A 24,838-nucleotide genomic window follows, 5' to 3' on the forward strand; every position below is an offset into this window, starting at 1 on the left:
GGCTGACGCCGCGCGCGCCCCGACGACGTGGCGCGATATTGTCGGGCCCGTCGGAAGCTGTCCGAGAAGAGGGGATTCCGTGTCCGAGTCATCCGAACACCCTGTATCCAGCACGGTGGACAAGTCCACGACAGGACCGGACACCCCGCCGGCCGTCGAGGAACCGGTCGTTCCGTCGGTGTTCGCGCCGGTGCCCGGCTTCCGCAGTCAGCAGCGGTTCAGCGACCCCTCCCAGCCCGGTGTCGGCACGCCGCTGCCTGCGGAGTGGACGGCTCCGACACCGCCGCACGGTATTCCGGTGATCACCGCGCCACAGGTGCCCAACTCGTCCGTGCCGCCGGTGCCCGTGCCGCCCGTGCTTGTGCCGCCGCCCGCCGCTACAGGTGCTGAGCGGCCCGCCGCTGAAGACATCGCTTCGGCCTACCGCGACCTCTCCACCACCGCGCTGCTCGGCCAGCGCAATGCGCCGCCCTCGGCGGGCTGGCGCAAGTGGCTGTACCTCGCGTCGTTCAAGAAGATCAATGTCGGCGAGAGCCCGAAGGCCAGCCACCACAACGATCTGATCGGCCAAGTCAGCCAGCCGTTGCAGGGTTGCTACCGGATCGCGCTGCTCTCGCTCAAGGGTGGGGTGGGCAAGACCACCATCACCGCCACGCTGGGCGCCACGTTCGCCTCGATCCGTGGTGACCGGGTGGTGGCCGTGGATGCCAACCCCGACCGCGGCACGCTGAGCCAGAAGGTGCCGTTGGAGACCGCTGCCACGGTGCGTCACCTGCTGCGTGACGCCGAAGGCATCGAGCGCTACAGCGACGTGCGCGCATACACCTCCCAAGGACCCAGCCGGCTGGAGGTGCTGGCCTCCGAGAGCGATCCGGCGGTGTCGGAGGCGTTCAGCTCCGAGGATTACATCCGCGCACTGGAGGTGCTGGAGCGGTTCTACAGCCTGGTGCTCACCGACTGCGGCACCGGTCTGATGCATTCGGCGATGTCATCGGTGCTGTCCAAGGCCGACGTGCTGGTCGTGATCAGCTCCGGCTCGGTGGACGGGGCCCGCAGTGCCGCAGCGACCCTTGACTGGCTCGACGCGCACGGCCACCAGGACCTGGTGCGCAATTCGATCGCGGTGATCAACGCGGTGCGACCGCGCTCCGGAAAGGTCGACCTGTCGAAGGTCGTCGACCATTTCTCCCGGCGTTGCCGTGCGGTGCGGCTGGTCCCGTTCGATCCGCATCTCGAAGAGGGCGCCGAGATCAGCCTGGAGCGGCTAAAGCCCGCGACGCGCGAGGCGCTCATCGAGTTGGCGGCCGTGGTGGCCGGCGACTTCCCCGGGGCACGCCGGGCCGCCGACCCGCGCTGATCCGCGCTAGGGCCGCGGGTTGTTGTCGTTATGCCCGAGCCGCCGTAAGAAATCCGGATCGTCGTCGGGACCGATTACGCGCCTTCGGGGTTGGTTGCCCGAAGCCCGCGCCAATCGCCAGCCGACATAGACCAGGCAAGCTACAGCGAGAATCAGGAGTAGATACGCCACTCGAAACCTCCTTGCTCCGAATATACGCGTCGTCGGTAGGCTCGAGTACGTGCCAGGAAGTCGTCCCGCCTCTCGCATGGTTGTCGATGTGCTGACCTACACCGCGGCCAGGTTGGTGCTGGTGGTGGTGTTGACCGCAGTGATCTACGGGGTGGGTCAGCTGATCGTCGGTGACTTCCCTGTCGTGGTGGCATTGCTGTTCGCATTTGTGATCGCGTTGCCGTTGGGCATCTGGTTGTTCCGGCCACTGCGGGAGCGGGCCACCGCGTCCATCGCGGTGTTCGACGAACGCAGACGCACCGACCGCGAACAGCTGCGAGCTCGGCTGCGCGGTGACGAGCCGCCCACAGAGCAGTGAGGGAGGCGTTCGGCGCGGAATTCGCGGGCGCCGAAGGGTTTCTCAACTCTCCGACCTACGGACTTCCGCCGCAGTTTCTGGTGCAGGCGTTGCACCGGTGTATCGGCGACTGGCAGGCCGGCACGATGGACGCCGCGTCGTTCGACGAGCCGGTGCGCCTCGGTCGGGCCGGGTACGCGGCGCTGGCCGGGGTGCCGGTTGAATCGGTGGCGATGGCCGGCAACGTGTCCGCCGCGCTGGGCCTGGTGGCAGCCGCGATTCCCGACGGCAGCCGCGTCGCGGTCGTGGCAGGCGAGTTCACCAGCACAACATTCCCGTTTGCGGCCCAGTCCGCACGTGGCGTCAAGGTGACCGAACTCGCGCCCGACGAGCTGGCGCGCGACGCTTCCGACTATGACGTGGTGGCGGTCAGCTTGGTGCAGTCGGCTACCGGTGCGCTGCTCGACGCTGCAGCATTGCGCGACGCCGTCGCCGGAACCGACACCTTGACCGTGATCGACGTGACGCAGGCGGCCGGCTGGAAACACCTGGATTTGGGCTGGGCCGACGTCACCGTCGCGGCGGTGTACAAATGGCTGCTGGCTCCGCGGGGTACGGCATGGATGTCGTTGAGCGAGCGCCTCGCCGCGTTGATGACACCGCACGCGGCCAACTGGTACGCAGGCGAGGAACCGTGGCAGTCGATCTACGGACTGCCGCTGCGCCTGGCCTCCGACGCGCGCCGGTTCGACACCTCACCGGCCTGGTTCGGCGTGCTCGGCGCGGGTCTGACGTTGCCCTGGCTGGCTTCGCTCGACCCGGTCGCGGTGCAATCCCACGCGGTCGGGCTGGCCAACCGGCTGCGGGTCGAGATCGGTTTGCCACAACAGGATTCGGCCATCGTGTCGATCCCCATCGACGGCGCGGCGGACCGCCTCCAGCAGGCAGGCATTCGTGCGTCGATGCGGGCGGGCGCGGTGCGGGTGGGCTTTCACCTCTACAACACCGAGGACGATCTGGACCGGCTGCTCGACGCTCTGGCGGTCAACCGGTAACTCGGCGGCTCGCGTGTACGAGATGCCTTGCCGTGCAATACCGTGGCCGGCACCGGTCCGGCGTCAAATGGTGGATTGTGCGAGAAATATCCGTCCAACGCGCTCATTCTCTTACGCGCCGGCGGTGATCCGCGACATGATCGGCACACGACTTGCCGATGACGATGCCGCTGATCCGAAGGGAACATGATGGGGAAGAACGCGACAACCACCGGGCTGGCTGTCCTGGGCGCAATGTTGTTGGCAATGACCGGGTGTGGTGGGCAGCGCGGTGAAGACAATGCCGCGCAGACGGCCCAGCCGACATCGTGCGAGGTCACCACCGATGCGCGGCTCAGTATCGCGACCGGCAACACCACCGGCGTCTACTACACCCTCGGCGGCGCGTTGGCCGAGGCGATCAGCCAGCAGACCGCGGGCAAGCTCAAGGCCACCGCCGCCGAGACGTCGGCGTCGCTGCAGAACATTCAGCAGCTGGTGGCGGGCACCCACCAGATCGCGTTCTCGCTGGCCGACACCGCAGCCGACGCCGTCAACGGCACCGCGTCGTTCACCGAGAAGCAGCCGATCGCGGCGCTCACGCGGCTCTACCCCAATTACACCCAGGTGATCGCCCGCGCCGGCACGGGCATCAACTCGGTCGCAGACATGCGCGGCAAGCGGGTATCCACCGGTGCGCCCAACTCCGGCACCGAGGTGATCGCCAACCGGATGCTCGAGGCCGCCGGCCTCAACCCCGCCGGCGATGTCCAGGCCCAGCGCACCGAGCTCGGCAAGACGGTGGAGGGCATGAAGGACGGCTCGATCGACGCCATGTTCTGGTCCGGCGGGCTGCCCACCAGCGGCATCACCGACCTCTTCGTCAGCAGGCGCGATCAGGTCAACTTCATCGACGTGACGGACACGCTGACGAAGCTGAAGGAGATCAACCCCATTTACGAGCAGGGTGTCATTCCCGCCGCCACGTACCAGACTCCGGCGGACGTGCCGACCGTCGTGGTGCCCAACTTGCTTCTCGTCAAAGACGATATGGACGGCAACACGGCGTGCGTGCTGACCAAGGCACTGTTCGAGCACAAGGCCGATCTGGTCAAGGCGAACAAGGCGGCCGACAACATCGCGTTGGACACCGCCCGTCAGACCAGCCCGGTCCCGCTGCATCCCGGCGCCCAGAAGGCTCTCGACGAGCTCGGCGCGGCCAGCTAACGGTGACCGAACGCGATACCGACCGGCCGGCGCCGGCCGGAGAGGTCGTGGCCGCGGCCGCATACGAGGATGAGAAGCCGGCGCGCCGGTTGACCGGGTGGGTCGGCCGTGCGGTAGCCGCGGCCTGTGTGCTGCTCGGACTGTTCGCGATCTATCAGGTGTTCTTCCCGCTCGCGCAGGGCAACCAGTACTCGCTGATCTTGTTCCTTGCCGCGGTGTTGCCGTTGACGTTGCTGTGCTACCGCTCCGGGCTGCGGTTGCGCCGGCTGTGGTCGCGTGGTGACCAGCCGCCGCAGGAACGACGGGACAACCCGACGCCGGTCGACTGGTTGCTCGCCGCAGTGGCATTGGTGGCGTGCCTCTATCCGGTGCTGCCGTTCGAAATGGCGGGCGGCGGTGGGGGATTCGATGAGTTCCTGAGCCGGCAGGCCACGCCGGTCGCGATCGACGTGATCGTCGGGACAATCGTGTTGCTGCTGGTGCTGGAGGCGTGCCGGCGCACCACGGGTCTCGCGCTACCCATCGTCTGCCTGCTCGCCCTCGGCTACGCCTACTACGGGGGCTACCTGCCGCAGGGGGCGGCGATCGCCCACGCAGGCGTGGACTGGGAACAGATCATCAGCGCGTCGTTCCTCCAGTCGACGGGCCTCTACGGCGTGCCGCTCGACGTCGCGGCCACCTACATCGTGCTGTTCACCATCTACGGCGCAGTGCTCGACGCATCCGGTGCCAGCAAGTTTTTCATCGATCTGTCCTTCGCCGCGTTCCGCCGGTCTCGCGCCGCGCCGGGACGGACCGTGACACTGGCAGGCTTTCTGCTGGGCAGTGTCTCGGGGTCGGGCACCGCAACCACCGTGAGTCTCGGCTCGGTGTGCTGGCCGATCCTGAACAAGGCCGGCTACCCGAAGGAGAACGCGGGCGGCATGCTGGCCGCCGCCGGCATCGGCGCGATTCTGTCTCCGCCGACGTTGGGCGCCGCGGCGTTCATCATCGCCGAATACCTGCAGGTGTCCTACCTGACCGTGCTGTTGTGGGCCGTCGCGCCAACCATCCTGTACTACCTCGGAATTCTGTTGGCCGTCGAGATCGATGCCCGCCGTTATGGCACCCGCGAAGTCGAGGTGACCGCCCAGCCGGCGTGGCGGCTGCTCGGACGATTCGGCTATCACCTCATCTCGCTGGTGATGATCGTCGTATTCCTCGCGATGGACATGTCGGCGATCCGAGCAGTGGTGTACGCCACCGCAATTCAAATCGTGCTGTCGTTCCTGGACCGCGAACACCGGCTCACACCCGCCCGGCTGTACAGCGCGCTGGCCACCGGGGTGCGAGGCGTGCTGTCCGTGGCGGCGGTGTGTGCGGCGGCAGGCGTCATCGCGGCGATGATCACCAGAACCGGCCTGGGCCTGCAACTGAACTCCATCCTGGTGAACACCGCCCGCTTCATCAGCGAAAACCCCACGGCCGTATTGATTTTCACGGCGCTGTTCGCCGCAATTGCGGTGTCGGTCCTCGGGCTGGCGGTGCCGGTCACCGCGTCGTTCGTGATCAGCTGGGTGATCATCGGACCCGCCCTGCAGGATCTCGGCGTCGCGGCACCGGCGGTGGCCATGTTCGTCTTCTATTTCGCGGTGCTGTCCGAAGTGACGCCTCCGACCGCGTTGGCCTCGGTCGCGGCGTCGGCGATCACCGGCGGCCGGGTGATCGCCACGATGATGCAGACCTGGAAGTACACGCTTCCGGCGTTCCTGGTGCCGTTCGCCTTCGTGCTCACCGAGAACGGCGAGGGCCTGCTCGGCCTGCGGTCGTTCGGTGATGCGGTCTGGACGGCGGCGGTCGCGGCGCTGGCCGTCGCCGGGCTCGCGGTGGTGACCGGTGGGTGGATGATCCGTCGGGCGCGGTGGCCGGAGCGGGTTCTGTGCGCGCCGGCCGCGGCGTTGTTGTTGTACTTCGAGCCGCTGACGATCGCGGCAGGAGCCGGGCTACTTGCGATAGCGCTGGTCCTTCACCTCGTGTTAGGTCGCCTTCTCCGCCGAGCAGAAAATTAGGCCGACTGTGCGGTTTCGTACGCAACCCTCCGGGCGAGGCGTACGAGATCGCACACTCGCGCAGTCGACGACGGGTACGGCGGCCAACAGTGTCAACTTTGCTTGACACGTCGTCTGCACCGAACTACCTTCGCGAATATGAGTGATGTCGACGCGCTGTCGACCGACGGCTTCAGCAGTTCCGACCCCGCTGTCGGTTTGCGTGCGGTGCGGGCACTGCAGCGACTGCAGGAGCGCCTGGAAGCCATTCACGTGGCGAACGCCCGCGAACAAGGCTGGAGCTGGCAGGCGATCGCCGATGCGCTCGAAGTCAGCCGCCAGGCAGTGCATCAGAAGCACAACCGGAGGAAATGACCATGTTCGAACGGTTCAGCCGCAACGCCCGGGTGGCAGTGGTTCTGGCGCAGGAAGAGGCCCGCGAACTCGAAGCCAACGATATTCGGCCAGAACACATTCTGGTCGGGGTGTTGCAGAGCTCCGGACGTGAATTGTCAGCGCTGCTAGCGGGTTTCGGGCTCACCTCCGATACTGTGCGCAGCAAGCTGGTGGCCGCTGACGCACCCGGCGACGAGTCGTTCGATGGTGACGCGGAAGCTCTGCGATCGATCGGGATTGACCTGCGGGCCGTGCGCGACAGCGTGAATCACACATTCGGAGCCGACGCATTCGACAACGCGCTGCGTCGATCCGGGCGCCGTCGCCGCCGTGGGCATATCCCGTTCACCAAATCCGCCAAGAAGGTGCTGGAGCTGGCGTTGCGAGAAGCGCTGGCGCACAAGGACGGCGTTATCGGGTGCGAACACATCCTGCTGGGCATTCTGCGCGGGGGCGACGACTACACCGTCGGCTTGATCACCGAGCACGTCAGCGCGGCCGAACTGCGCGACGGCATCGTCGGCCTGCTGGACAAGGCCGCCTGAACTTCAGAACCGGTGCATTCGCGAGTGTGTGATCTCATACGCCTCGCCCGGAGTGTTGCGTATGAAACCGCACACCGCACCGCGCAGCTCTCCCGGCAGCTGCTCGCGCTAAGAACCGAAACCCAGCGCCAAAGCCACCGCGATCGCCCACACCAGCATCGTCAGCCCGGTGTCGCGCAGGACCGGAATCAGCCCAGCGCCACCAAGACCGGAACGCACCGGCCGCAACGCCCGCAACGCCAACGGCAAGGCCACCAGTCCGACCGCGCACCACGGCGTCGCCGCCATCAAAACCAGCGTGAGCAGGAAGGCAACAGCCAGCAGGACCTGAAACAAAAGACGGGTCCGGGCGTCGCCGAGGCGCACCGCAAGCGTGATCTTGCCTGACTGCGCATCGGTGGGAATGTCGCGCAGGTTGTTGGCCACCAAGACCGCCGACGACAGCGAGCCCATCACCACCGCGGCAACCACACCGACCCAGTCGACGCGCAGCGCCTGGGTGTACTGCGTGCCCAGCACGGCAACCAGGCCGAAGAAGATGAACACCGCCACCTCGCCGAATCCGAGGTAGCCGTAGGGCTTCTTGCCGCCGGTGTACAGCCACGCCCCCGCGATACACAGCGCGCCGACGGCGATCAGCCACGGCTCGCTCAGCGCAGCCAGCACCACTCCGGCGGCCGCGGCGACGGCCAGGCTCGCAATCGCGGCGGTCAGCACCGCGCGGGGCGACGCCAACCGGGAACCAACAAGTCGCAGCGGCCCGGACCGCACGTCATCGGTGCCGCGGATGCCGTCGGAGTAGTCGTTGGCGTAGTTCACGCCCACGATCAGTGCGAGCGCGACCACCAATGCCAGCAGCGCCTTCCACCACACCGTGGAGCCCAGCCAAGCCGCCGCCCCGGTCCCGGCGATCACCGGCGAGACGGCGTTGGGCAACGTGCGCGGACGGGCGCCCTCGATCCACTGCGCGAAACTGGCCACGAGCGCCATCGTAGGAGTACGGCGGCATACCGACCTACACTGATGGTCATGAAGGACCAGCTCAGCAAGACCGAAATCGGTAAGGATGTGCTGCAGGAGTCCGTCGAGGCAGTGGCCTCGACGGTGGGGGAGGTCGCGACCATCATCACCACCGCGGTGAAGGATGTGGCGACGGCAATCGGTGGTCTGGCGACCGACGCCTTCGAAATCCGGGACAGCGCACGCCAAGCCAAAGCCCGGCTCGACGCCGAAACCGACGCGGAATCCGCCGAACCGACCGAATAACGCTGCATGCTCGGAGTTATCGGCGGCAGCGGCTTCTACTCGTTCTTCGGGCCCGACGCGAGGGCCGTCAGCCTGGACACCCCTTACGGTGCACCAAGCGCACCGGTCACAGTCGGCACGGTTGGCGAGCACGAGGTCGCGTTCCTGCCTCGCCACGGGGTCGACCACGAGTACTCGCCGCACACCGTGCCCTACCGCGCGAACATGTGGGCGCTGCGGGCGCTCGGGGTGCGGCGGATCTTCGGTCCGTGTGCAGTGGGCAGCCTCACCGCCGAACTGGGGCCGGGGTCGATGGTTGTGCCCGATCAATTGGTCGACCGCACCAGCGGCCGCAGCGACACGTACTTCGATTCCGGCGGGATCCACGTCGCCTTCGCCGATCCGTATTGCCCGGCGTTGCGCGCCGCGGCGGCCGGGCTTCCCGACGTCGTCGACGGCGGCACCATGGTGGTCATTCAGGGGCCGCGGTTCTCCACTCGCGCTGAGAGCCGGTGGTTCGCAAGCCAGGGCTTCACGCTGGTGAACATGACCGGCTATCCCGAGGCCGTGCTCGCACGGGAACTCGAAATGTGTTATGCAGCTATCGCTTTGGTGACTGATCTGGATGCGGGCATCGATATGGAGTCGGCCGTCAGAGCTGTTGATGTGTTCGCCGAGTTCGAACGCAACATGGTGCCGTTCAAAAAGCTCGTGCACGAGGCGCTTGAGGCCGTGGCAGTCGAACGGACCTGCACGCACTGCCTCGCCCACGACGGTGTGAAACTGCCGTTCGAGTTGCCGTGAGGGTTCTGCTGACCGGTGCGGCCGGGTTCATCGGAACCCGGATCGCCGTGGCATTGCGGGCCGCCGGGCACGACGTGATCGCCGTCGATGCGATGCTGCAGGCCGCGCACCGGGCCGGCACCGAACCGCCGCCGGAGTGCCGGGTGGTCGACGTTCGTGACAGCGCCGCCCTGGCCCCGTTGCTCGACGGGGTCGACGTGGTGTGTCACCAGGCCGCGGTGGTGGGGGCCGGGGTGAACGCGGCCGACGCCCCGTCCTACGGCAGCCACAACGACTTCGGCACGTCGGTGCTGCTCGCCGAGATGTTCAACGCCGGGTGTGAACGGTTGGTGCTGGCCTCCTCGATGGTGGTGTACGGGCAGGGCCGCTATGACTGCCCTGAGCACGGTCCCGTCGAGCCGCTGCCGCGCGACCGTGCGGATCTGGACAGCGGGGTGTTCGAACATCGCTGCCCGATCGGTGGAGAAGCGTTGCGGTGGCAGCTGGTTGGTGAGGACGCACCACTGCGGCCCCGCAGTCTGTATGCGGCGAGCAAGACCGCTCAGGAGCACTACGCGCTGGCCTTCAGCGATGCTGCCCGGGCCTCGGTCATGGCGCTGCGTTATCACAATGTCTACGGTCCGGGCATGCCGCGGGACACCCCGTACTCGGGGGTGGCCGCGATCTTCCGCTCGGAGCTGGAATCCGGCGATGTCCCAAGGGTTTACGAGGACGGCGGGCAAATGCGCGATTTCGTGCACGTCGACGACGTAGCCGCTGCCAACGTGGCCGCGGTCGAGGCAGGGCTTGACGGGTTCGCCGCGTTCAACATCTGCTCGGGGCACCCGATCTCGATCATGGATGTCGCCACCCAGCTATGTGAGGTGCGCGGCGCCCCCGCCCCCGTCGTCACCGGCCAGTACCGCACTGGCGACGTCCGCCACATCGTCGCGGACCCGGCGAAGGCAGCGGACGTATTGGGCTTCCGGGCCGTGGTCGATCCGCGGGACGGTCTGCGCGAGTTCGCATTCGCTCCGCTGCGGGGATAATGCGCCGGCTGCTGGCGGTCGTCGTTACGGTCGTACTCGTGACGACTGGTCTGCTGGCCGCGCTGTGGTCTGCGCAGCGGCGGCTGATCTACTTCCCGTCGCCGGGCCCGGTACCACCGGCAGCGACGGTGTTACCCGGCGGCCGGGACGTCGAGCTGACCACCGACGACGGAATCCGGTTGGGCGCCTGGTACTTTCCCGGTCCGAGCCGCTCGACGGTGCTGGTATTCAACGGCAATGGCGGCGACCGGACATTGCGCGCACCGTTGGCGGCCGCGCTGAACCAGATGGGCATGTCGGTCCTGCTGTTCGACTACCGCGGCTACGGCGGTAACCCGGGCCGCCCTTCCGAGGAGGGCCTGGCTGCCGATGCACGCGCCGCGCAGGGGTGGTTGGCTGACCAGCCCGACGTCGAGCGCATCTCCTATTTCGGTGAATCGCTCGGCGCGGCCGTCGCACTCGGCCTCGCGGTCGAGAAGCCCCCGGCGGCACTGGTGCTGCGGTCGCCGTTTACGTCACTGGCGGACGTCGGAGCGGTGCACTACCCGTGGCTGCCGGTGCGGCGCCTGCTGCTCGACCGGTATCCGTCGCTCGAGCGCATCGGGTCGGTGCATGTGCCGGTGCTGGTGATCGCCGGCGACCGCGATGACATCGTCCCCGAGCAGCTGAGCAGGCGGCTCTACGACGCGGCGAACGATCCGAAGCGATATGTCGCCGTGCCCGGCGCCAATCACAACGACCCGTCACTGCTCGACGGCCGGCAGATGCTCGGCGAGATCGAAGGGTTCCTGTCCTCGACTGGTCTGACCTAGTAATACTGGTGGGGTGAAACCCGCCATCTGTGAGCAGTTCGGTATCGACTTTCCGATCTTCGCCTTCAGCCACTGCCGTGACGTGGTGGCCGCGGTGACCAACGCCGGCGGCTTCGGCGTGCTGGGCGCCACCGCCTACACCCCCGAACTGTTGGACCAGGAACTGTCGTGGATCGACGAGCACGTCGGCGGGAAACCGTACGGCCTCGACCTCGTCGTGCCTGCGAAGTTCGAGGGCAAGGGGGAGAACCTGTCGCGCGGTCAGCTGACCGACCGGATCCCGGCTGAGTACCGCGAGTTCGTCGCGCAACTGCTCGCCGACCACGGCATCGAACCTGAGGCGTCGCCCCGGACCGGCCCGTCTTTCCTGTCCGGCGACACCGGCCACGACCTGCTGGACGTGGCGTTGAGCCACCCGATCAAGCTCATCGCCAACGCGCTGGGCGTGCCGCCCGATTACATGATCGAGGCGGGCAAGGAGCGTGGTGTTCCGGTCGCCGCGCTGGTGGGAGCGAAGGAGCACGCCGTCAAACAGGTGCAGGCCGGCGTCGACCTGATCGTCGCGCAGGGCACCGAGGCGGGTGGGCACTGCGGTGAGGTCACCACGATGGTGCTGATCCCGGAAGTTCTCGACGCGATCGAGGGGGCGGTACCCGTGCTGGCCGCGGGCGGCATCGTCACGGGCCGTCAGATGGCCGCGACGGTGGCCATGGGTGCGGCCGGGGCGTGGACGGGTTCGGTGTGGCTGACCACCGAGGAGGCCGAGACCGCGCCGCACACCGTGCAGAAGATGCTCGCGGCGACATCGCGGGACACCGTGCGCTCGGCGGGACGCACGGGCAAGCCTGCCCGGCAGCTGGTTTCGGAATGGACCGACGCGTGGTTGCCGAACAAGGGCGGGCACCAGCCGTTACCGTTGCCGTTGCAGAACATGCTGGCAGAACCGGTCATCCGGCGCGTCGATGTGCTTGCCGCCCAAGGCCATCCCGGCGCGCAGGCGCTGGCGACGTACTTCGTCGGGCAGGGCGTGGGATTGATGAACAAGGTCAAACCGGCCCGCGAGGTGGTGCGTGAGTTCATCGAGGACTACCTGGCCGCGACCGAACGGCTGAGCAACTCGCTGCCGGACTGACGGTTGCGGTGCGACTACAGCATGTTGACGCGGAGGTTAGGTGTCGTTTGTTGGGCCGCTTTGGCAAGTCGGGCATCAAATGTGACCAACGGAGCATCGCGCAGGGCCGCGACGGCCAGGTAGGCCGCGTCGTAGACCGAGACGTTGTGGCGCATGGCCCAGATTGCTTGCAGTAGAAGCGCATCCGTTCCGACGTATTCGATCTGCATAGTGGTAAGGGTTCGAAATGCGGCGCTGGCGTCGTCGGCGTTCATATGACCGCCGCCAACGGCCTTGGAAATCGTGCGCATGACTTCGAGCGGCATGTGCGCGGGGGCGATCCAGTCGTCGTCGGCGGCCATCGCCGCGTGGGCGACGTCGCCTTGGGCCGTCGCGCTGGACAGCGCCATCACCACAACGTTGGCGTCGACGACGATCACTCGTCGCCCTCGCGCCCATCCCTGATCGTGGCGACGACGTCCTCGGCGGTCAGGTCGAGACTGCGATGCTCGACCATGCGCTCGAGGAGCTGCTTGTTGCGTTCGGCGCGGAATTCACGCTCCAACAGGGCGCGCAGATAAACCTGTGTGGACTGGCCTTGAGCAGCGGCGCGCGCAGCGATGGCGTCTCGCACCTCTTCAGGGACGTCTTTGATCTGGATCGCAACAGCCATACAGGCGAGCGTACATGCGCATGGCATGCGCATGCTTGATTTGCCCGGTGGCCGCCCTCCCCCTGCCCTACCGTCGAGGTATGCCCGGCGTCACGGTGGTGTTGCCTTGCCTCAACGAGGCCGCCTCATTGCCCGGCGTGTTGGCCGCCATCCCGAACGGATATCAGGTCCTGGTGGTCGACAACGACAGCACTGACAACACCGCCGAGGTCGCTCGCGCGCATGGTGCCCTGGTGGTCGCCGAACCCCAGCCTGGCTACGGGTCTGCGGTGCATGCAGGGGTGACGGCGGCGACGACACCGATCGTGGTGGTGCTCGACGGGGACGGGTCACTGGACCCGGGGGAGCTACCGCCGTTGGTCGACGAACTCGATCGCGGCGCCGATATGGCCATCGGACGGCGCAGGCCCGTCGAAGGGCTGCGGTGGCCGTGGCACGCCCGTCTCGGCACCGCCGCCGTGTGCTGGCGGCTGCGGCAGCGCTACCACCTGCCGGTGCACGACATCGCGCCGATGCGAGTGGCCCACCGTGAGGCGCTGCTGGCGCTTGGAGTGACCGACCGCCGGTCGGGCTACCCGCTGGAGCTGTTGGTACGAGCGGCTCAGGCGGGTTGGCGGGTCGTCGAACGCGACGTCACCTACGGTCCGCGGACCGGCGGAAAGTCCAAGGTGAGCGGGTCGCTGCGGGGGAGTATCACTGCCGCGCTGGACTTTTGGCGGGTCATCTGATGTTGCCGGTGGCTGTTCTGGTAGTGGCCAAGGCTCCGGTGCCGGGGCTGGCCAAGACCAGGCTCGCCGCGGGCGTCGGCCCCGCTGCGGCCGCGGACATCGCCGCGGCCTCGCTGCTGGACACCCTTGACGCGGTGGCTGCGGCGCCGGTGGCAGCACGGGTGGTGGCGCTCACCGGGGATCTCGGCCAGGCGGTCTGCAGAGACGAAATCCGCGACAGGCTGCGCGGTTTCACCGTGGTGGCGCAGCGGGGAGCAGACTTCGGGCACCGGTTGGCCAACGCGCACGTCGACGCTGCACACGCGACCGGGTTGCCGGTGCTGCAGATCGGGATGGACACCCCGCAGGTGACTGCCGACTTACTGGCCCGAACAGCGGAAGAATTGCTCGACGCCGATGCAGTGTTGGGACTCGCGCACGACGGCGGCTGGTGGGTGCTCGGTGTCACCGGCCCCGCGATGGCCGACTGTCTGCGAGCAATCCCGACCTCACGATCTGACACCGGTATGCGTACGCTGAAGGCATTGCAGGACAAACATATCGATGTTCGGCTCGTCGCCGAGCTGGGTGACGTCGACACCATCGATGACATCGAACCGGTCCGGCAGCTATGTGCACCCGATAGCAGGTTCGCGCACATCACCAGTTCGTCAGGATCACGTGATTGAGCACAAGCGCACCAATCACGTTGAGCGCCAGCCACCAACGGTGTGAACGCGGTGGCAGCAGAGCTCCTGCGGCAGTGAGCCACACCGTGAACGGTAGCCAGATGCGTTCGGTCTCAGCCTTGCTGAGCATGCTCAGGTCGGCGAAGACGATCGCGAGCAGCGCACCGATGAGCAGCATCTGCAGCCCGGCCCGGCGACGGATCGCGGCGATGTCGAAGACCCGACCGAGACCTGCCACACTGCCCAGCCCGATCGCGCACACCACCGACGCCAGGTTGGCCCACGACCAGTACTGGAACGGCCGATCGTTGGCGATGCCCTGCCAATAGCGTTCCTGGACAAGGGTGTAGCCGTCGAACCACCAGAAACCCGCCGTCCAGAACACCACCACCACGGCCAGGGCCGCAATGACGGCCGGAGTGAGAACGCGTAGAGCGGCGCGCCAGTCGGTGGCGGTGAGCAGAACGGCCAGCGCGGGCAGCGCCATGAGCACCAGACCGTAATTGAGGAAGATGCCCCAGCCCAGCAGCAGCCCGGCGCCGGCCGCGGACAGCATCGGCCGGCGCGCAGCCCCACTGACCGCCAGTGCGAGAAGGGCGATGCCCCACGCGGCCACGCCGGCGAAGTAGCCGTCGGCCGATACAGCGATCCAGATCGCCGTCGGTGCCACCGCCACGAATGGTGCCGCCAATCGCGCGGTGGTTTCGTCGGCCAAGGCACGGATCGCGATGATGATCGCGGCCGCTGCACTGGATCCGACCAGCAGACACAGCAATCCGGCCCAGGCGCCACCGCCCAATCCGATGCGATCCAGCCAGACGAACGTCAGCAGCGCTCCCGGTGGATGGCCGGATACGTGAGTCATCCACGAATCCGGTTGGAAATCGAGGATTCTGCTGGAGAAGGTGCGCAGCGCCTCGGGGATGTCGTCGATCGTCGGCACCTGGCGCAGATATTCGTGTCGGGCGGTGAGTCGCCCGGCGAACCCACGCTGCCAACCGTCGATCATGGCCAGCGAGAACGCCCATGCAGCCGACGTCGCCCAGGCCGTCAACGTCAATGCCCGCCATCCCAGCCGCTGCGCCACCGCCTGGCCCCACCACACCGCGGCGGCGCCGATGAGAACGGCAGGGACGGTGCCCCATCCGACGTGCGCGTTCCACCACCCGAAGATCGGCGCAGTGTCGGCGAAGCTGTAGATCTGCCCGGGTGTGCTGTTGATCAACGGCGTGACGATGCCCAGATCAAGGTGTGGCACTACGAAAGCCGCCACCACCAGCGTCACCCCGATGGCCACCGCCACCACTTCCCGGCGCCCGATCTTCATGGCTCCCAGCCTATGGGGGCCTGCCGGGGCGGCCCTGACGTTTCAGTAACGTCGGGGACGGGCACAATGTCGATGTGTCCGAACAATTGTTCTGCGGTATCGAGTTGGCCCGGCGGATCGAGCGGGCGGAGGCCCAGCTCATCGTCGCGGCCACCGAGGCCGCCCGCGGCAGGGGCGCAGCGGTACTGGTGCTTCCGGTGGCCGGTGGCTTCGCGTGCTTCGCCGAGAAGGGTTCGCCGATCAACAAGGTCGTCGGGCTTGGGTTCAGCGGAGTGCCCGACGAAGCGGTGCTCGGCGAGATCGAGCGGGTACTGGCCGGCCGCGGCAGCGCAACTCAGGTGGAGTTGTCCAATCTCGCCGATCCTGAGATCGCCGGGCTGCTGACCGGTCGCGGCTACCGGCTGGTCGGCTTCGAGAATGTGCTGGGCCGCAGGGTCAACGCCGACGAACTACCTATGGCCCCTGAGGATGTCGAGGTCCGCCGCGCCGACGATCTCACCGCGTGGGTCGACGTGGTGGTCGACGGCTTCGCGCATCCGGACGACGAGGGCGTGCCCGCCCATGAGGAGTTTCCCCGCGACGTCATCGACCGGGTTGAGCGCGACTACGAAAAGGCAGGCGCCACAGCGTATATCGCGCTATGTGATGGAGTGGTCGCGGGAGGTGGCAGTGTTAGGTTCACCGACGGCATCGCCCAGTTGACCGGTGCTGCGACGGCCCCGGCATTCCGACGTCGCGGTGTGCAGACAGCACTGCTGGCGGCGCGGCTCGCCGACGCCGCCGGTGCCGATATCGCCGTCGTCACCACCGGGCCGGGCTCGAAGTCTCAACAGAATGTCCAGCGCAGGGGATTCCAACTGCTTTATACCCGTGCGGTGTTGGTCAAGCCGGTTGACTAGTACAGCATCTTCCGCAGGCTGTCCTCGGTGTAGTACGCATCCAACTCGGCCTGGGTAAGGTCCGGTTTGAAGGACTTGGCCAACTGTGCGACCGACGGGACGGCGGTCGGGTTCCAGGTCTCCGGCTTCCAGGCATCCGAGCGCAGGAAAGCCTTGGAGCAATGCCAGAACACCTCTTCGACATCGATCTCCAGCGCCAGGATCGGGCGCCTTCCGCTGACTGCCAGATCGTCGAAATAGTCTGCATCGGAAAGGATTCGGGCTGTACCGTTGATCCGTAAGGTGTCGCCGCGGCCAGGGATGACGAACAGCGTGCCGACATGCGGTCGTTGCAGCACGTTGAGGTAGCCGTCTACGCGCTTGTTGCCCGGTCGTTCCGGGATGACGATCGTGGTGTCGTCGATGACGCGGACGAATCCCGGCGGATCGCCTTTGGGTGAGACGTCGACGCGGCCGTCGGCGTCGGTGGTTGCGACGAAGCACAGCGGTGAGGCGCCCAGCCAATCCTGCTGTACCGCGGAGAGCCGTTTGGTCACCTTGTTGGCGACGTACTTATTGGGTTGCCCGACGATGGCACGCAGCTCTTCCACGGTTGTGACTTCTTGGCGCATGGCTCCATCATGCATGGTCAGCCGAAACGGGATGTCAGGGCACGACGGTCGATCTTGCCGATGCCCCGCCGGGGCAATTCTTCGACGACGTGGACTTCACGGGGGGCTGCCGTGGCGTCGAGCATTCGTGCCACATGTGCGCGCACTTCGGCCAACGCGGGCAGCACCGCGCCCGGTGTGAGCACCACGGCAGCCACCACCCGTTGACCGAGTCGCTCGTCGGGCACGCCGAACACCGCGCACTCGGCGATGGCCGGGTGAGTGGCCAACGCCGATTCGACCAGCTGCGGCAACACCGTCAGCCCGCCGGTGCTGACGGCGTCGTCCACCCGGCCGAGCACCCGCAGCACGCCCGAGTCATCTACGACGCCAAGGTCATCGGTGCGGAACCAGCCCGGCTCGGCGAACGGGTCGGGGCTGATCGGATTGCGGTACCCCTTGGCCACGGTCGCACCGCCGAGCAGGATGCGGGAATTGTCGATCCGCACGGAGACGCCCTCGAGCGGCACCCCGTCGTACACGCAGCCGCCTGCGGTTTCACTCATCCCGTAGGTGCGCACCACTGTCACCCCGGCGGCCGCAGCACGTTCGGCGACCCCGGCGGGCATCGGGCCCCCGCCGATCAGCACCGCGTCGAGTTCGGCCAGTGCGGCGGTGGCCGCCGGATCGCGTAACGCCTTGTCCAGCTGAACGGCCACCAGTGAGGCATACCGGCGTCCGGAACCCAATGCGGCTACGGCCGACGGCAATTCGGTGGGATCGAACGAGGGCGAGAGCGTGACGGGCGTGGTCCCCGCCACCGCACTGCGCACCAGGACCTGAAGGCCGGCGATGTGATAGGCAGGCAGCGCCAGCAGCCATCGGCCGACGCCGCCCAGCCGCTGGTGGGTAGCGTCGGCGCTGGCGTTCAACGCCCGGCCGGTGAGCATCGCGCCCTTGGGAACGCCGGTGGTGCCGGAGGTTGACACCACCACGGCGACGTCGTCGTCGATCGGCTCGCCGGCCCGCAAAGTGGTTGTGAGCAACGAACTTTGGCGTTCGTCGTCGGCGGGGACGGGCAGGATCGGCGCTCCGCGGCCGGCCAGCAGGTCAACGAGCACGGGCAGTAACGAGTCCGCCGACGAATCGACGGCAACGGGGCGCAGGCCGGCTATTGCGGGCCCCCCGTGTCGGGCAACGGCACCCGGTCGGGCCCGGGTACACCCGCCGGGTACGCGGCGTTGAGTCGGGCCGCGATCACGGCCAGAAATGCGTTCACTGCGAAAACTCCTGAGTGACAAGCGCGTGAGGAGCACCGAAGACTGCATAGATCGTAATGCCCGCCGTGAGTAGACGGCGACGATCCGCTGTTGGCCGCGCTGTGTGCTCTGGCCAACTCGCCCTATATTGACGTGACCCAGTTCACTGTATGGCTAGGTGTAGTTAGCCGTTCGGCTTGTTTCGAGTGGGGCACTTGTATAACTTGAGTGCGAACGATGGCCGCGGCGTGTCATCTGCATCAGGTAACCGGGGACCACGGAGTGCAGGAGGAAAGCGGCGATGCAATTGCTCAAGCGGGTGTGGTTGCCCTTGGTGATCGTCGTGGTGGTCGGCATCGCGGGCTTCGCCGTGGAACGGATCCGCGGGGTCTTCGCCTCCGACCCGCCCCTGGTGACACCGGTGAACTTCGCCAACGATCCCGAGCCGTTTGATCCAAAAGTCGTGACCTATGAGGTCTTCGGCCCGGAAGGGGCTGCGGTGGACGTGAACTATGTGGACCTCGCCGGCGAGCCGCAACGGGTGGACGGCGCGACGCTGCCGTGGTCCATCACGTTGCAGACCACCGAGCCATCGGCGGCGGCGAACCTCGTGGCGCAGGGCAAGACGAGCTTTCTGGGCTGCCGGGTGCTCGTCGACGGTGAGCTCAAGGATGAGCGCACCAAGTCCGGCACCAATGTCCAGACCTACTGCATCGTTAAGTCCGCGTGAGCGCGCACAGCGCGCACAGCGCGGACGCGCCCACCGGGCCCATCGCGGTGCAGCCCCGCCACGAAACGGCGCACTTCGGCCGCATCGCCCGGCTGTTCCGCAAGCTGTCCGTCCCCTTCATCCTCGGCTGGATCGCCATCGCGGTCTTCCTGAACGTCGCGGTGCCGCAGCTGGAGGCGGTCGGCGAGATGCGTTCGGTGTCGATGAGCCCAAATGAGGCGCCGGCGGTCATCGCCACCGAGCACATCGGCGAAGTGTTCCAGGAGTACGAGTCCAACAGCTCGGTGATGATCGTGCTGGAAGGTCAGGAGAAGCTGGGCGAGGACGCTCGGCGCTATTACTCCGAACTGATCGCCAAACTGGAGGCCGACACCAAGCACGTCGAGCACGTCCAGGATCTCTGGAGCGATCCGCTGACCGCCACCGGCGTGCAGAGTGGTGACGGCATGGCCGTTTACGTCTCGGCCAACCTTGCCGGCAACCAGGGCGAGGCGCTGTCGCTGGAATCCATCGAAGCCGTCAAGAACATCGTGGAGAGCACCCCTGCGCCCGATGGCGTCGAGGTGTTCGTCACCGGCTCGGCGGCGATGACCGCCGAACAGACCGAGGCCAGCCACGGCAGCATGCGGTTGATCGAGGCACTGACCTTCCTGGTCATCATCATCATGCTGCTCGTCATCTTCCGTTCGATCATGACGACGCTGATGATCATCGTCATGGTGCTCGTCAGCCTCATGACGGTGCGCGGTGCGGTGGCCTTCCTCGGCTACCACGAGATCATCGGGCTCTCGTCCTTCGCGACCGGTCTGCTGGTCACGTTGGCGATCGCGATTTCGGTGGACTATGCGATCTTCCTGGTCGGTCGCTACCAGGAGGCCAGGGGTAGCGGTGAGGACCGAGAATCGGCCTACTACACCATGTTCGGCGGTACCGCACATGTGATCGTCGGCTCTGGCCTGACCATCGCCGGCGCCACTTTCTGCCTGAGCTTCACCCGACTGCCGTACTTTCAGACCCTCGGTGTGCCACTGGCGGTGGGCATGTTGGTCCTGATCGTGACGGCCATGACCTTCGGCCCGGCCATCGTCACGGTGGGTTCTCGGTTCCTGGACCCCAAACGCTCGATGCGGGTGCGTGGTTGGCGCAAGGTGGGCGCCGCGGTGGTGCGCTGGCCCGGCCCGATCCTGATCACTTCGATTGCGGTCTCGCTCATCGGGCTGCTTGCCCTGCCGGGGTACAAGACCAGTTACAACGACCGTCTGTACCTGCCGGACGACATCAGCTCCAATGAGGGTTACGCCGCCGCCGAGCGGCACTTCTCGCCGGCCCGGTTGAACCCGGAGATCCTGATGATCGAGAGCGACCGGGATCTGCGAAACCCGGCCGACTTCCTGGTGATCGAGAAGATCGCCAAGGCCATCTTCCAGGTCGACGGTATCGGCCGCGTGCAGACCATCACCCGTCCCGATGGCACGCCGATCGAGAACACCTCGATCCCGTACATGATCAGTCAGCAGAGCACCCTGCAGCGACTGAACGAGAAGTACAACTCCGACCGCACCGCCGATATGACCAATCAGGTTGCGGATATGCAGAAGACCATCGACAACATGGACCGGATGCAGACCATCACCGAGGAGATGGCCGCCACCACGAACAAGATGGTGACGACGATGGACGGCATGGTGCTCACCATCGAGGAACTGCGCGACAATATCGCCAACTTCGACGATTTCTTCCGTCCGATACGCAACTACCTCTACTGGGAACCGCACTGCTTCAACATCCCGATGTGCTGGTCGCTGCGGTCGGTGTTCGATGTCATCGACGGCATGGACGTGATGACCAACGACATGAACGAGATGATGCCGCATATGCACCGGCTCAACGAGTTGATGCCGCAGATGATCGCGATCATGCCCGAGATGAAGCAGACCATGGTGAGCATGCAGCAGATGATGCTGACCATGCAGCAGACCCAGCAGGGTATGCAGGAGCAGCAGCGCATCATGCAGGAGACCTCGACCGAAATGGGCAAGGCCTTCAATGACGCGATGAACGACGACTCGTTCTATCTGCCCGCCGAAGCGTTCGACAACCCGGACTTCGCAAAGGGTTTGGAGCAGTTCCTGTCGCCCGACGGTCACGCGGTGCGGTTCATGATCAACCACGAGGGTGATCCGATGTCCGCCGAGGGCATCGAGAAGATCGACCCGATCAAGACCGCGGCCAAGAACGCGATCAAGGGCACCCCGCTGGAGGGGTCGACGATCTATCTGGGCGGCACCGCGTCCACGTTCAAGGACATGGCCGACGGCACCCAGTACGACTTGCTGATCGCCGGGATCGCCGCGATCTGCCTGATCTTCTTGATCATGCTGTTGCTCACCAGGGCCATCGTGGCCGCCGCCGTGATCGTGGGCACGGTGGTGCTCTCGCTGGGCGCGTCATTCGGGGTGTCTGTGCTGCTGTGGCAACATCTCCTCGGTATCGAGTTGCACTGGATGGTGTTACCGATGGCGGTGATCATCCTGTTGGCGGTGGGCGCGGACTACAACCTGCTGGTCGTGTCCCGGCTCAAGGAGGAGCTACATGCCGGCCTGAACACCGGCATGATCCGGGCCATGGGTGGTAGCGGTTCGACCGTCACCGCGGCCGGCATGGTGTTCGCGTTCACCATGATGGTGATGGCGGTCAGCGATCTGACGATCATGGGCCAGGTCGGCACCACCATCGGTCTCGGACTGTTGTTCGACACCTTGGTGATCCGCTCATTCATGACACCGTCCATCGCTGCGCTGATGGGCAAGTGGTTCTGGTGGCCGCAGCAGGTGCGTCAGCGGCCCAAGCCGCAACCCTGGCCGCCCATTCAACGCCGACCACAGGATGCGTTGGTGTGATGAGGATTTCGACTACCGCTGAGGAGCCAAACCCCATGCGCAAGAAATTCATCGGTACCTGCCTGGCTGCGGCCGCCGCCGCCACGACCCTGGTGTTCACGCCCGGCGTCGCGGCCGCCGATGCCACCGACGAGTACCCGATCCCAAGCAACATGCTGAAGACCACCTGCACCGTCGACCAGTACATGGCCGCGGTACGAGACACCAATCCGGTGTACTACGAGCGCTACATGATCGACTACAACAACAAGCCCGCCGCCGATCAGCAGGGCGCGCGGGACCGAATCAACTGGTTCTTCTCGATGGACTACGCCGGCCGCCGCCAGTACTCGGAGAACATGGCCACCAACGCCTTCTTCGAGCAAATGTCCTGGCGCTGGCCGAACTGGGCGAAACTGTTCTTCAACAACAAGGGCGTCGTGGCACACGGTACCGAGCACTGCCCGACCTATCCACCCAGCGATCCGAGCGTGTGGACCTGGTAGCTGCTCACTTGAAATATGAAGTGGTGCGCAGCAATTGCTGCGCGGCCTCCAGTAGCGTCTTGTGCAGGTCCTCGTCGCTGACATCCTCAAGCGTCTTGTCGCTGACCGCGGAGTAGACGCCGTTGGTGACCATGGAGATCACTACCCGGCCCGCCGGACCGTGCCCGCCGCCCAGCAGCAGATTGGTGAAGCGGTCCACGATATCGGTGAGATCCTCGCGGGTTTGAATCATGCTCTCCAGCACCGGGTCACCGGTGAGCACCGCCGCCAGCCTCCGATGCCGGACACTGAACTCGATGAAACCGCTGACGGTGATCTCCCGGCGGGTGTCGGCGTCGGGGACCGCTTCGGCGATCGTCACCACGCGCGCCATATCGTCGAACATCGGTTGGGCCGCGGCCGCCACGATCTCTTCCTTGGAGTGGAACTGGTAGTAGACCGACGCCTTACCCACGCCGATGCTGTCGGCGATCATCTGCAATGTGGTGCCGCTGACGCCGTGCTCACCGAATAGCGTCAGCGCGGCCTCCAGTACCCGTGCGCGCGCGGTGCCGCGCCCCAGTACCGATCTCGCCACGACGGTCTCCCGTCAATCCCGGACGTCGCGCCGCAACGGATGGGTGGCGGGCACCTGGACGAATATCAGTGTGACGCCGTCGGGGTCGGTGACGTGCAACTCGTGCAGACCCCAGGGTTCCTGGGCGGCGGCGCGGGTGATCGGGACTCCGCGGCCTTCCAGTTCGGCCTGGGTGGCATAGACGTCGCGCACCTGTAACCACAGCGCGCCCGGGAAGGTGGTGGATTCCGTCGGGCTGTGGTGGCCGGCCAGTTCAATCAACGATTGCCCGGCGTAAAACACTGTGCCCGCACCGTATTCGCGGGCAATGGCCAGTCCGATCCCGTCGCGGTAGAACTCCAGCGATTTCGGGTAATCGACCGGCCGGATCAGCATCCGGCTGGCCAGGATCTCCATAACTGCCTGTCTACCATCGCGCGTCGACGCGCGGGGGATTGACACGGATCACGTCGGCTGACCTGGCATGCGGCGGGCACGGTCGCTGGCTCGCAGGCCGATGGCGAACGCGGTCTGGTCGTCGAAATGGAGCGGATTGCGGCCGGTGATCTCGTGGATGCGCGACAGCCGATGCCTAACGGTATTGGTGTGCAGGAACAGCTCGCGCGCGGTTTCGATGAGTGAACCGTTGGTGGCCAGAAACACCCGCAGGGTGCGCACGTGTTGGGTGCCGCGTTCGTGGTCGATCTCATCGAGAGGATCGATCAGCTGATGCTTGAACGGTGCGAGCCGGTTGAGCGGTAGCCCCTCGAGCAAGCTGTCAAAGGTGCTCAGCTGGTCGGGCCCGATGCTGCCGCCGTGCTGGGAGGCCAAGTCGAGCGCGATGCGGGCTTGAGTGATCGCCGAACCCAGCTCGGCCAGGGGCCCGGCCGCGGAGTGTCCGGACGGCAGTGACAGCTCCGCAGCGATATCCGCCAATGGGCCGGCTTCGCTCGTCAGCACCAGACAAACCTCCGGAGCGTCGCCGACCAGGGCGTCGGGAAACGCCATGGACAGCAGCGCGCCGGCGCCGGCCGGCCATGCCGAGCAGGCCACCTCGCGAGCTGTCAGACCCGGCCAGTCCAGTAACTGATTCAGCGCGTCGGGCAGCAGCATGCGCCGTTCGACCAGGGACAGCAGCTGCCCGACACGTTCGCGGGCCAGGGCCGATTCGATGTCCCGTTCACCTTGCGTGGCTTGCAGGAACCGGGCGATGACCTCCAGTAGCGCCATGTCCGGCGGCTCGCCGCTGCCCACCCACGACAGCGTGCCCAGGCCTTCGACCGGCACCGCCGCGCCGCCGGACTCGGCTGGCCCTTCGGGGTCGAGCAGGAAGTAGCAGCCCAGCACGTGACCGGCCCGATCCAGCAGCTGACGTACCGATTCACGCCGGCGCTGCGACGAAAGCATCTCAGGGACAAGCGTATTGGTCGCCCGGGCGACCGCGAGCTCACCTCCGGCCTGGAAGTCGGCAACGTAGCGGCTGAGCGTGGTGAACGGAACATTGGGCGGCGCGATCAGCAGCGGAAGTTGCTGGCTCGCACATGCCGCGATCAGCGATTGCGGGACGTCGTCGTGTACATCTCCAATGCCGAAGCACATTCCGGCGGCACCGGCCCGCGATATGGAGTCCACGAAGGTCTGACAGTCCTGCGCTGTCTGCAGACTGATGCCCACCGTGCAGACCAGTTCTCCGCCCCGAAGGTACCGCGACGGATCCCGCAGCTCGGTCGTGTGCGCCCAGCTGATCGGCCGGTCAAGGTCACCGGTGAGGGGTTCGGGGGCCAGCAGCCCGAGGTTTGAGCCGAGCAGATCGCGCATCGTCGGCGCGACGTCGCTGCGGTCCGACATGAGCCGAGCGTAACGCCGTCGTCACCTGGCTGCCGGCGTCCGTTGTTCGATCCTCCAATGCCAGGGTGCGGTGACGGTGGA

General features: G+C 66.4%; 28 protein-coding genes. 18 read left to right on the plus strand and 10 right to left on the minus strand.

Annotated elements, in window-relative coordinates; genetic code table 11:
• Positions 1–79 precede the first annotated feature (79 nt).
• Positions 80–1,357, plus strand: a complete 1,278-nt coding sequence (locus ABQF30_RS00590; RefSeq protein WP_448460149.1) for a MinD/ParA family ATP-binding protein — start codon at positions 80–82, stop codon at positions 1,355–1,357.
• A 6-nt stretch (positions 1,358–1,363) separates the two neighbouring features.
• Here ABQF30_RS00590 and ABQF30_RS00595 read toward each other — a convergent pair whose 3' ends face one another.
• Positions 1,364–1,528, minus strand: coding sequence for a hypothetical protein (locus ABQF30_RS00595; RefSeq protein WP_448460151.1), 165 nt, complete (start codon positions 1,526–1,528; stop codon positions 1,364–1,366).
• A gap of 76 nt (positions 1,529–1,604) precedes the next feature.
• On the opposite strand from ABQF30_RS00595, the gene ABQF30_RS00600 reads away from it, so the two are divergent.
• The 6 genes from ABQF30_RS00600 (at position 1,605) to ABQF30_RS00625 (ending at position 7,094) form a co-directional block, all read left to right on the plus strand.
• Complete coding sequence (locus ABQF30_RS00600; RefSeq protein WP_448463331.1) at positions 1,605–1,886, plus strand: DUF4229 domain-containing protein; 282 nt, start codon at positions 1,605–1,607, stop codon at positions 1,884–1,886.
• Positions 1,883–2,920 carry an aminotransferase class V-fold PLP-dependent enzyme gene (locus tag ABQF30_RS00605; protein WP_448460153.1) on the plus strand — a complete coding sequence of 346 codons (1,038 nt, stop codon included), beginning with the start codon at positions 1,883–1,885 and terminating at the stop codon, positions 2,918–2,920. Before ABQF30_RS00600 ends, ABQF30_RS00605 begins: the two co-directional genes overlap by 4 nt.
• 189 nt (positions 2,921–3,109) lie before the next feature.
• Complete coding sequence (locus ABQF30_RS00610) at positions 3,110–4,126, plus strand: TAXI family TRAP transporter solute-binding subunit (RefSeq protein ID WP_448460155.1); 1,017 nt, start codon at positions 3,110–3,112, stop codon at positions 4,124–4,126.
• Between the two features lie 2 nt (positions 4,127–4,128).
• Complete coding sequence (locus tag ABQF30_RS00615; protein ID WP_448460157.1) at positions 4,129–6,174, plus strand: TRAP transporter permease; 2,046 nt, start codon at positions 4,129–4,131, stop codon at positions 6,172–6,174.
• Positions 6,175–6,312: 138 nt separating this feature from the next.
• Positions 6,313–6,528: a helix-turn-helix domain-containing protein gene (locus ABQF30_RS00620; protein ID WP_448460159.1), complete on the plus strand. Its 216-nt coding sequence runs from the start codon at positions 6,313–6,315 to the stop codon at positions 6,526–6,528.
• Between the two features lie 2 nt (positions 6,529–6,530).
• Positions 6,531–7,094: a Clp protease N-terminal domain-containing protein gene (locus ABQF30_RS00625; protein WP_448460161.1), complete on the plus strand. Its 564-nt coding sequence runs from the start codon at positions 6,531–6,533 to the stop codon at positions 7,092–7,094.
• 108 nt (positions 7,095–7,202) lie between these two features.
• On the opposite strand, the gene ABQF30_RS00630 is transcribed toward ABQF30_RS00625, so the two are convergent.
• On the minus strand, positions 7,203–8,075 hold the full coding sequence (locus ABQF30_RS00630; protein WP_448460163.1) for a 1,4-dihydroxy-2-naphthoate polyprenyltransferase: 873 nt from the start codon (positions 8,073–8,075) through the stop codon (positions 7,203–7,205).
• Positions 8,076–8,123: 48 nt separating this feature from the next.
• Here ABQF30_RS00630 and ABQF30_RS00635 point away from each other — a divergent pair, with 48 nt between their 5' ends.
• From ABQF30_RS00635 to ABQF30_RS00655, 5 genes are read left to right on the plus strand one after another with little or no spacing between them, the layout of a single operon-like run.
• Entirely contained in the window at positions 8,124–8,360 is a 237-nt protein-coding gene (locus ABQF30_RS00635) for a hypothetical protein (RefSeq protein ID WP_448460165.1), read from the plus strand.
• A gap of 6 nt (positions 8,361–8,366) precedes the next feature.
• Positions 8,367–9,143, plus strand: coding sequence for an S-methyl-5'-thioadenosine phosphorylase (locus tag ABQF30_RS00640; protein WP_448460167.1), 777 nt, complete (start codon positions 8,367–8,369; stop codon positions 9,141–9,143).
• Positions 9,140–10,171, plus strand: a complete 1,032-nt coding sequence (locus tag ABQF30_RS00645) for an NAD-dependent epimerase/dehydratase family protein (protein WP_448460169.1) — start codon at positions 9,140–9,142, stop codon at positions 10,169–10,171. Before ABQF30_RS00640 ends, ABQF30_RS00645 begins: the two co-directional genes overlap by 4 nt.
• Positions 10,171–10,983: an alpha/beta hydrolase gene (locus ABQF30_RS00650; RefSeq protein ID WP_448460171.1), complete on the plus strand. Its 813-nt coding sequence runs from the start codon at positions 10,171–10,173 to the stop codon at positions 10,981–10,983. Before ABQF30_RS00645 ends, ABQF30_RS00650 begins: the two co-directional genes overlap by 1 nt.
• A 13-nt stretch (positions 10,984–10,996) precedes the next feature.
• Positions 10,997–12,115 carry an NAD(P)H-dependent flavin oxidoreductase gene (locus tag ABQF30_RS00655; RefSeq protein ID WP_448460173.1) on the plus strand — a complete coding sequence of 373 codons (1,119 nt, stop codon included), beginning with the start codon at positions 10,997–10,999 and terminating at the stop codon, positions 12,113–12,115.
• Between the two features lie 14 nt (positions 12,116–12,129).
• On the opposite strand, the gene ABQF30_RS00660 is transcribed toward ABQF30_RS00655, so the two are convergent.
• Both ABQF30_RS00660 and ABQF30_RS00665 read right to left on the minus strand, forming a co-directional pair.
• Positions 12,130–12,534 (minus strand): type II toxin-antitoxin system VapC family toxin, encoded by a 405-nt coding sequence (locus ABQF30_RS00660; RefSeq protein ID WP_448460175.1) that lies wholly within the window; start codon positions 12,532–12,534, stop codon positions 12,130–12,132.
• Entirely contained in the window at positions 12,531–12,767 is a 237-nt protein-coding gene (locus tag ABQF30_RS00665) for a FitA-like ribbon-helix-helix domain-containing protein (protein ID WP_448460177.1), read from the minus strand. The genes ABQF30_RS00660 and ABQF30_RS00665 overlap by 4 nt, the downstream gene beginning before the upstream one ends.
• 80 nt (positions 12,768–12,847) lie before the next feature.
• Between ABQF30_RS00665 and ABQF30_RS00670 the strand changes: the two genes are divergently transcribed.
• Positions 12,848–13,495, plus strand: coding sequence for a glycosyltransferase family 2 protein (locus tag ABQF30_RS00670; protein WP_448460179.1), 648 nt, complete (start codon positions 12,848–12,850; stop codon positions 13,493–13,495).
• The gene (locus ABQF30_RS00675; protein WP_448460181.1) at positions 13,495–14,163 is read left to right on the plus strand and encodes a TIGR04282 family arsenosugar biosynthesis glycosyltransferase; all 669 of its coding nucleotides are present in this window, start codon (positions 13,495–13,497) and stop codon (positions 14,161–14,163) included. The genes ABQF30_RS00670 and ABQF30_RS00675 overlap by 1 nt, the downstream gene beginning before the upstream one ends.
• On the opposite strand, the gene ABQF30_RS00680 is transcribed toward ABQF30_RS00675, so the two are convergent.
• On the minus strand, positions 14,135–15,490 hold the full coding sequence (locus ABQF30_RS00680) for a hypothetical protein (protein WP_448460183.1): 1,356 nt from the start codon (positions 15,488–15,490) through the stop codon (positions 14,135–14,137). The genes ABQF30_RS00675 and ABQF30_RS00680 overlap by 29 nt on opposite strands.
• A 74-nt stretch (positions 15,491–15,564) precedes the next feature.
• Between ABQF30_RS00680 and ABQF30_RS00685 the strand changes: the two genes are divergently transcribed.
• Positions 15,565–16,389 (plus strand): GNAT family N-acetyltransferase, encoded by an 825-nt coding sequence (locus ABQF30_RS00685; RefSeq protein ID WP_448460185.1) that lies wholly within the window; start codon positions 15,565–15,567, stop codon positions 16,387–16,389.
• Here ABQF30_RS00685 and ABQF30_RS00690 read toward each other — a convergent pair.
• Both ABQF30_RS00690 and menE read right to left on the minus strand, forming a co-directional pair.
• Entirely contained in the window at positions 16,386–17,000 is a 615-nt protein-coding gene (locus ABQF30_RS00690; RefSeq protein WP_448460187.1) for a pyridoxamine 5'-phosphate oxidase family protein, read from the minus strand. The genes ABQF30_RS00685 and ABQF30_RS00690 overlap by 4 nt on opposite strands.
• Positions 17,001–17,017: 17 nt before the next feature.
• On the minus strand, positions 17,018–18,106 hold the full coding sequence (menE, locus tag ABQF30_RS00695; RefSeq protein ID WP_448463333.1) for an o-succinylbenzoate--CoA ligase: 1,089 nt from the start codon (positions 18,104–18,106) through the stop codon (positions 17,018–17,020).
• Between the two features lie 433 nt (positions 18,107–18,539).
• Between menE and ABQF30_RS00700 the strand changes: the two genes are divergently transcribed.
• Genes ABQF30_RS00700 through ABQF30_RS00710 form a run of 3 tightly spaced genes read left to right on the plus strand, consistent with a single transcriptional unit; the run spans position 18,540 to position 22,353 of the window.
• Complete coding sequence (locus ABQF30_RS00700) at positions 18,540–18,968, plus strand: MmpS family transport accessory protein (protein ID WP_448460188.1); 429 nt, start codon at positions 18,540–18,542, stop codon at positions 18,966–18,968.
• The gene (locus ABQF30_RS00705; RefSeq protein ID WP_448460190.1) at positions 18,965–21,868 is read left to right on the plus strand and encodes an MMPL/RND family transporter; all 2,904 of its coding nucleotides are present in this window, start codon (positions 18,965–18,967) and stop codon (positions 21,866–21,868) included. The genes ABQF30_RS00700 and ABQF30_RS00705 overlap by 4 nt, the downstream gene beginning before the upstream one ends.
• A 35-nt stretch (positions 21,869–21,903) precedes the next feature.
• Complete coding sequence (locus ABQF30_RS00710; RefSeq protein ID WP_448460192.1) at positions 21,904–22,353, plus strand: DUF5078 domain-containing protein; 450 nt, start codon at positions 21,904–21,906, stop codon at positions 22,351–22,353.
• 4 nt (positions 22,354–22,357) lie between these two features.
• On the opposite strand, the gene ABQF30_RS00715 is transcribed toward ABQF30_RS00710, so the two are convergent.
• The 3 genes from ABQF30_RS00715 to ABQF30_RS00725 are packed head-to-tail and all read right to left on the minus strand — an operon-like array spanning position 22,358 to position 24,757.
• Positions 22,358–22,930, minus strand: a complete 573-nt coding sequence (locus tag ABQF30_RS00715) for a TetR/AcrR family transcriptional regulator (RefSeq protein ID WP_448460194.1) — start codon at positions 22,928–22,930, stop codon at positions 22,358–22,360.
• A 12-nt stretch (positions 22,931–22,942) separates the two neighbouring features.
• Positions 22,943–23,326, minus strand: coding sequence for a VOC family protein (locus ABQF30_RS00720; protein WP_448460196.1), 384 nt, complete (start codon positions 23,324–23,326; stop codon positions 22,943–22,945).
• Between the two features lie 48 nt (positions 23,327–23,374).
• On the minus strand, positions 23,375–24,757 hold the full coding sequence (locus ABQF30_RS00725) for a PucR family transcriptional regulator (RefSeq protein WP_448460198.1): 1,383 nt from the start codon (positions 24,755–24,757) through the stop codon (positions 23,375–23,377).
• Between the last annotated feature and the right edge of the window lie 81 nt (positions 24,758–24,838).

Source organism: Mycolicibacterium sp. XJ870, assembly GCF_053483975.1.

Coding starts and splice junctions, on each gene's coding strand:
- ABQF30_RS00600 (WP_448463331.1), top strand. CDS start 1,605: ATGGTTGTCGATGTGCTGACCTACACCGCGGCCAGGTTGGTGCTGGTG.
- ABQF30_RS00610 (WP_448460155.1), top strand. CDS start 3,110: ATGGGGAAGAACGCGACAACCACCGGGCTGGCTGTCCTGGGCGCAATG.
- ABQF30_RS00620 (WP_448460159.1), top strand. CDS start 6,313: ATGAGTGATGTCGACGCGCTGTCGACCGACGGCTTCAGCAGTTCCGAC.
- ABQF30_RS00625 (WP_448460161.1), top strand. CDS start 6,531: ATGTTCGAACGGTTCAGCCGCAACGCCCGGGTGGCAGTGGTTCTGGCG.
- ABQF30_RS00635 (WP_448460165.1), top strand. CDS start 8,124: ATGAAGGACCAGCTCAGCAAGACCGAAATCGGTAAGGATGTGCTGCAG.
- ABQF30_RS00640 (WP_448460167.1), top strand. CDS start 8,367: ATGCTCGGAGTTATCGGCGGCAGCGGCTTCTACTCGTTCTTCGGGCCC.
- ABQF30_RS00650 (WP_448460171.1), top strand. CDS start 10,171: ATGCGCCGGCTGCTGGCGGTCGTCGTTACGGTCGTACTCGTGACGACT.
- ABQF30_RS00665 (WP_448460177.1), bottom strand. CDS start 12,767: ATGGCTGTTGCGATCCAGATCAAAGACGTCCCTGAAGAGGTGCGAGAC.
- ABQF30_RS00670 (WP_448460179.1), top strand. CDS start 12,848: ATGCCCGGCGTCACGGTGGTGTTGCCTTGCCTCAACGAGGCCGCCTCA.
- ABQF30_RS00675 (WP_448460181.1), top strand. CDS start 13,495: ATGTTGCCGGTGGCTGTTCTGGTAGTGGCCAAGGCTCCGGTGCCGGGG.
- ABQF30_RS00680 (WP_448460183.1), bottom strand. CDS start 15,490: ATGAAGATCGGGCGCCGGGAAGTGGTGGCGGTGGCCATCGGGGTGACG.
- ABQF30_RS00690 (WP_448460187.1), bottom strand. CDS start 17,000: ATGCGCCAAGAAGTCACAACCGTGGAAGAGCTGCGTGCCATCGTCGGG.
- ABQF30_RS00700 (WP_448460188.1), top strand. CDS start 18,540: ATGCAATTGCTCAAGCGGGTGTGGTTGCCCTTGGTGATCGTCGTGGTG.
- ABQF30_RS00710 (WP_448460192.1), top strand. CDS start 21,904: ATGCGCAAGAAATTCATCGGTACCTGCCTGGCTGCGGCCGCCGCCGCC.
- ABQF30_RS00720 (WP_448460196.1), bottom strand. CDS start 23,326: ATGGAGATCCTGGCCAGCCGGATGCTGATCCGGCCGGTCGATTACCCG.
- ABQF30_RS00725 (WP_448460198.1), bottom strand. CDS start 24,757: ATGTCGGACCGCAGCGACGTCGCGCCGACGATGCGCGATCTGCTCGGC.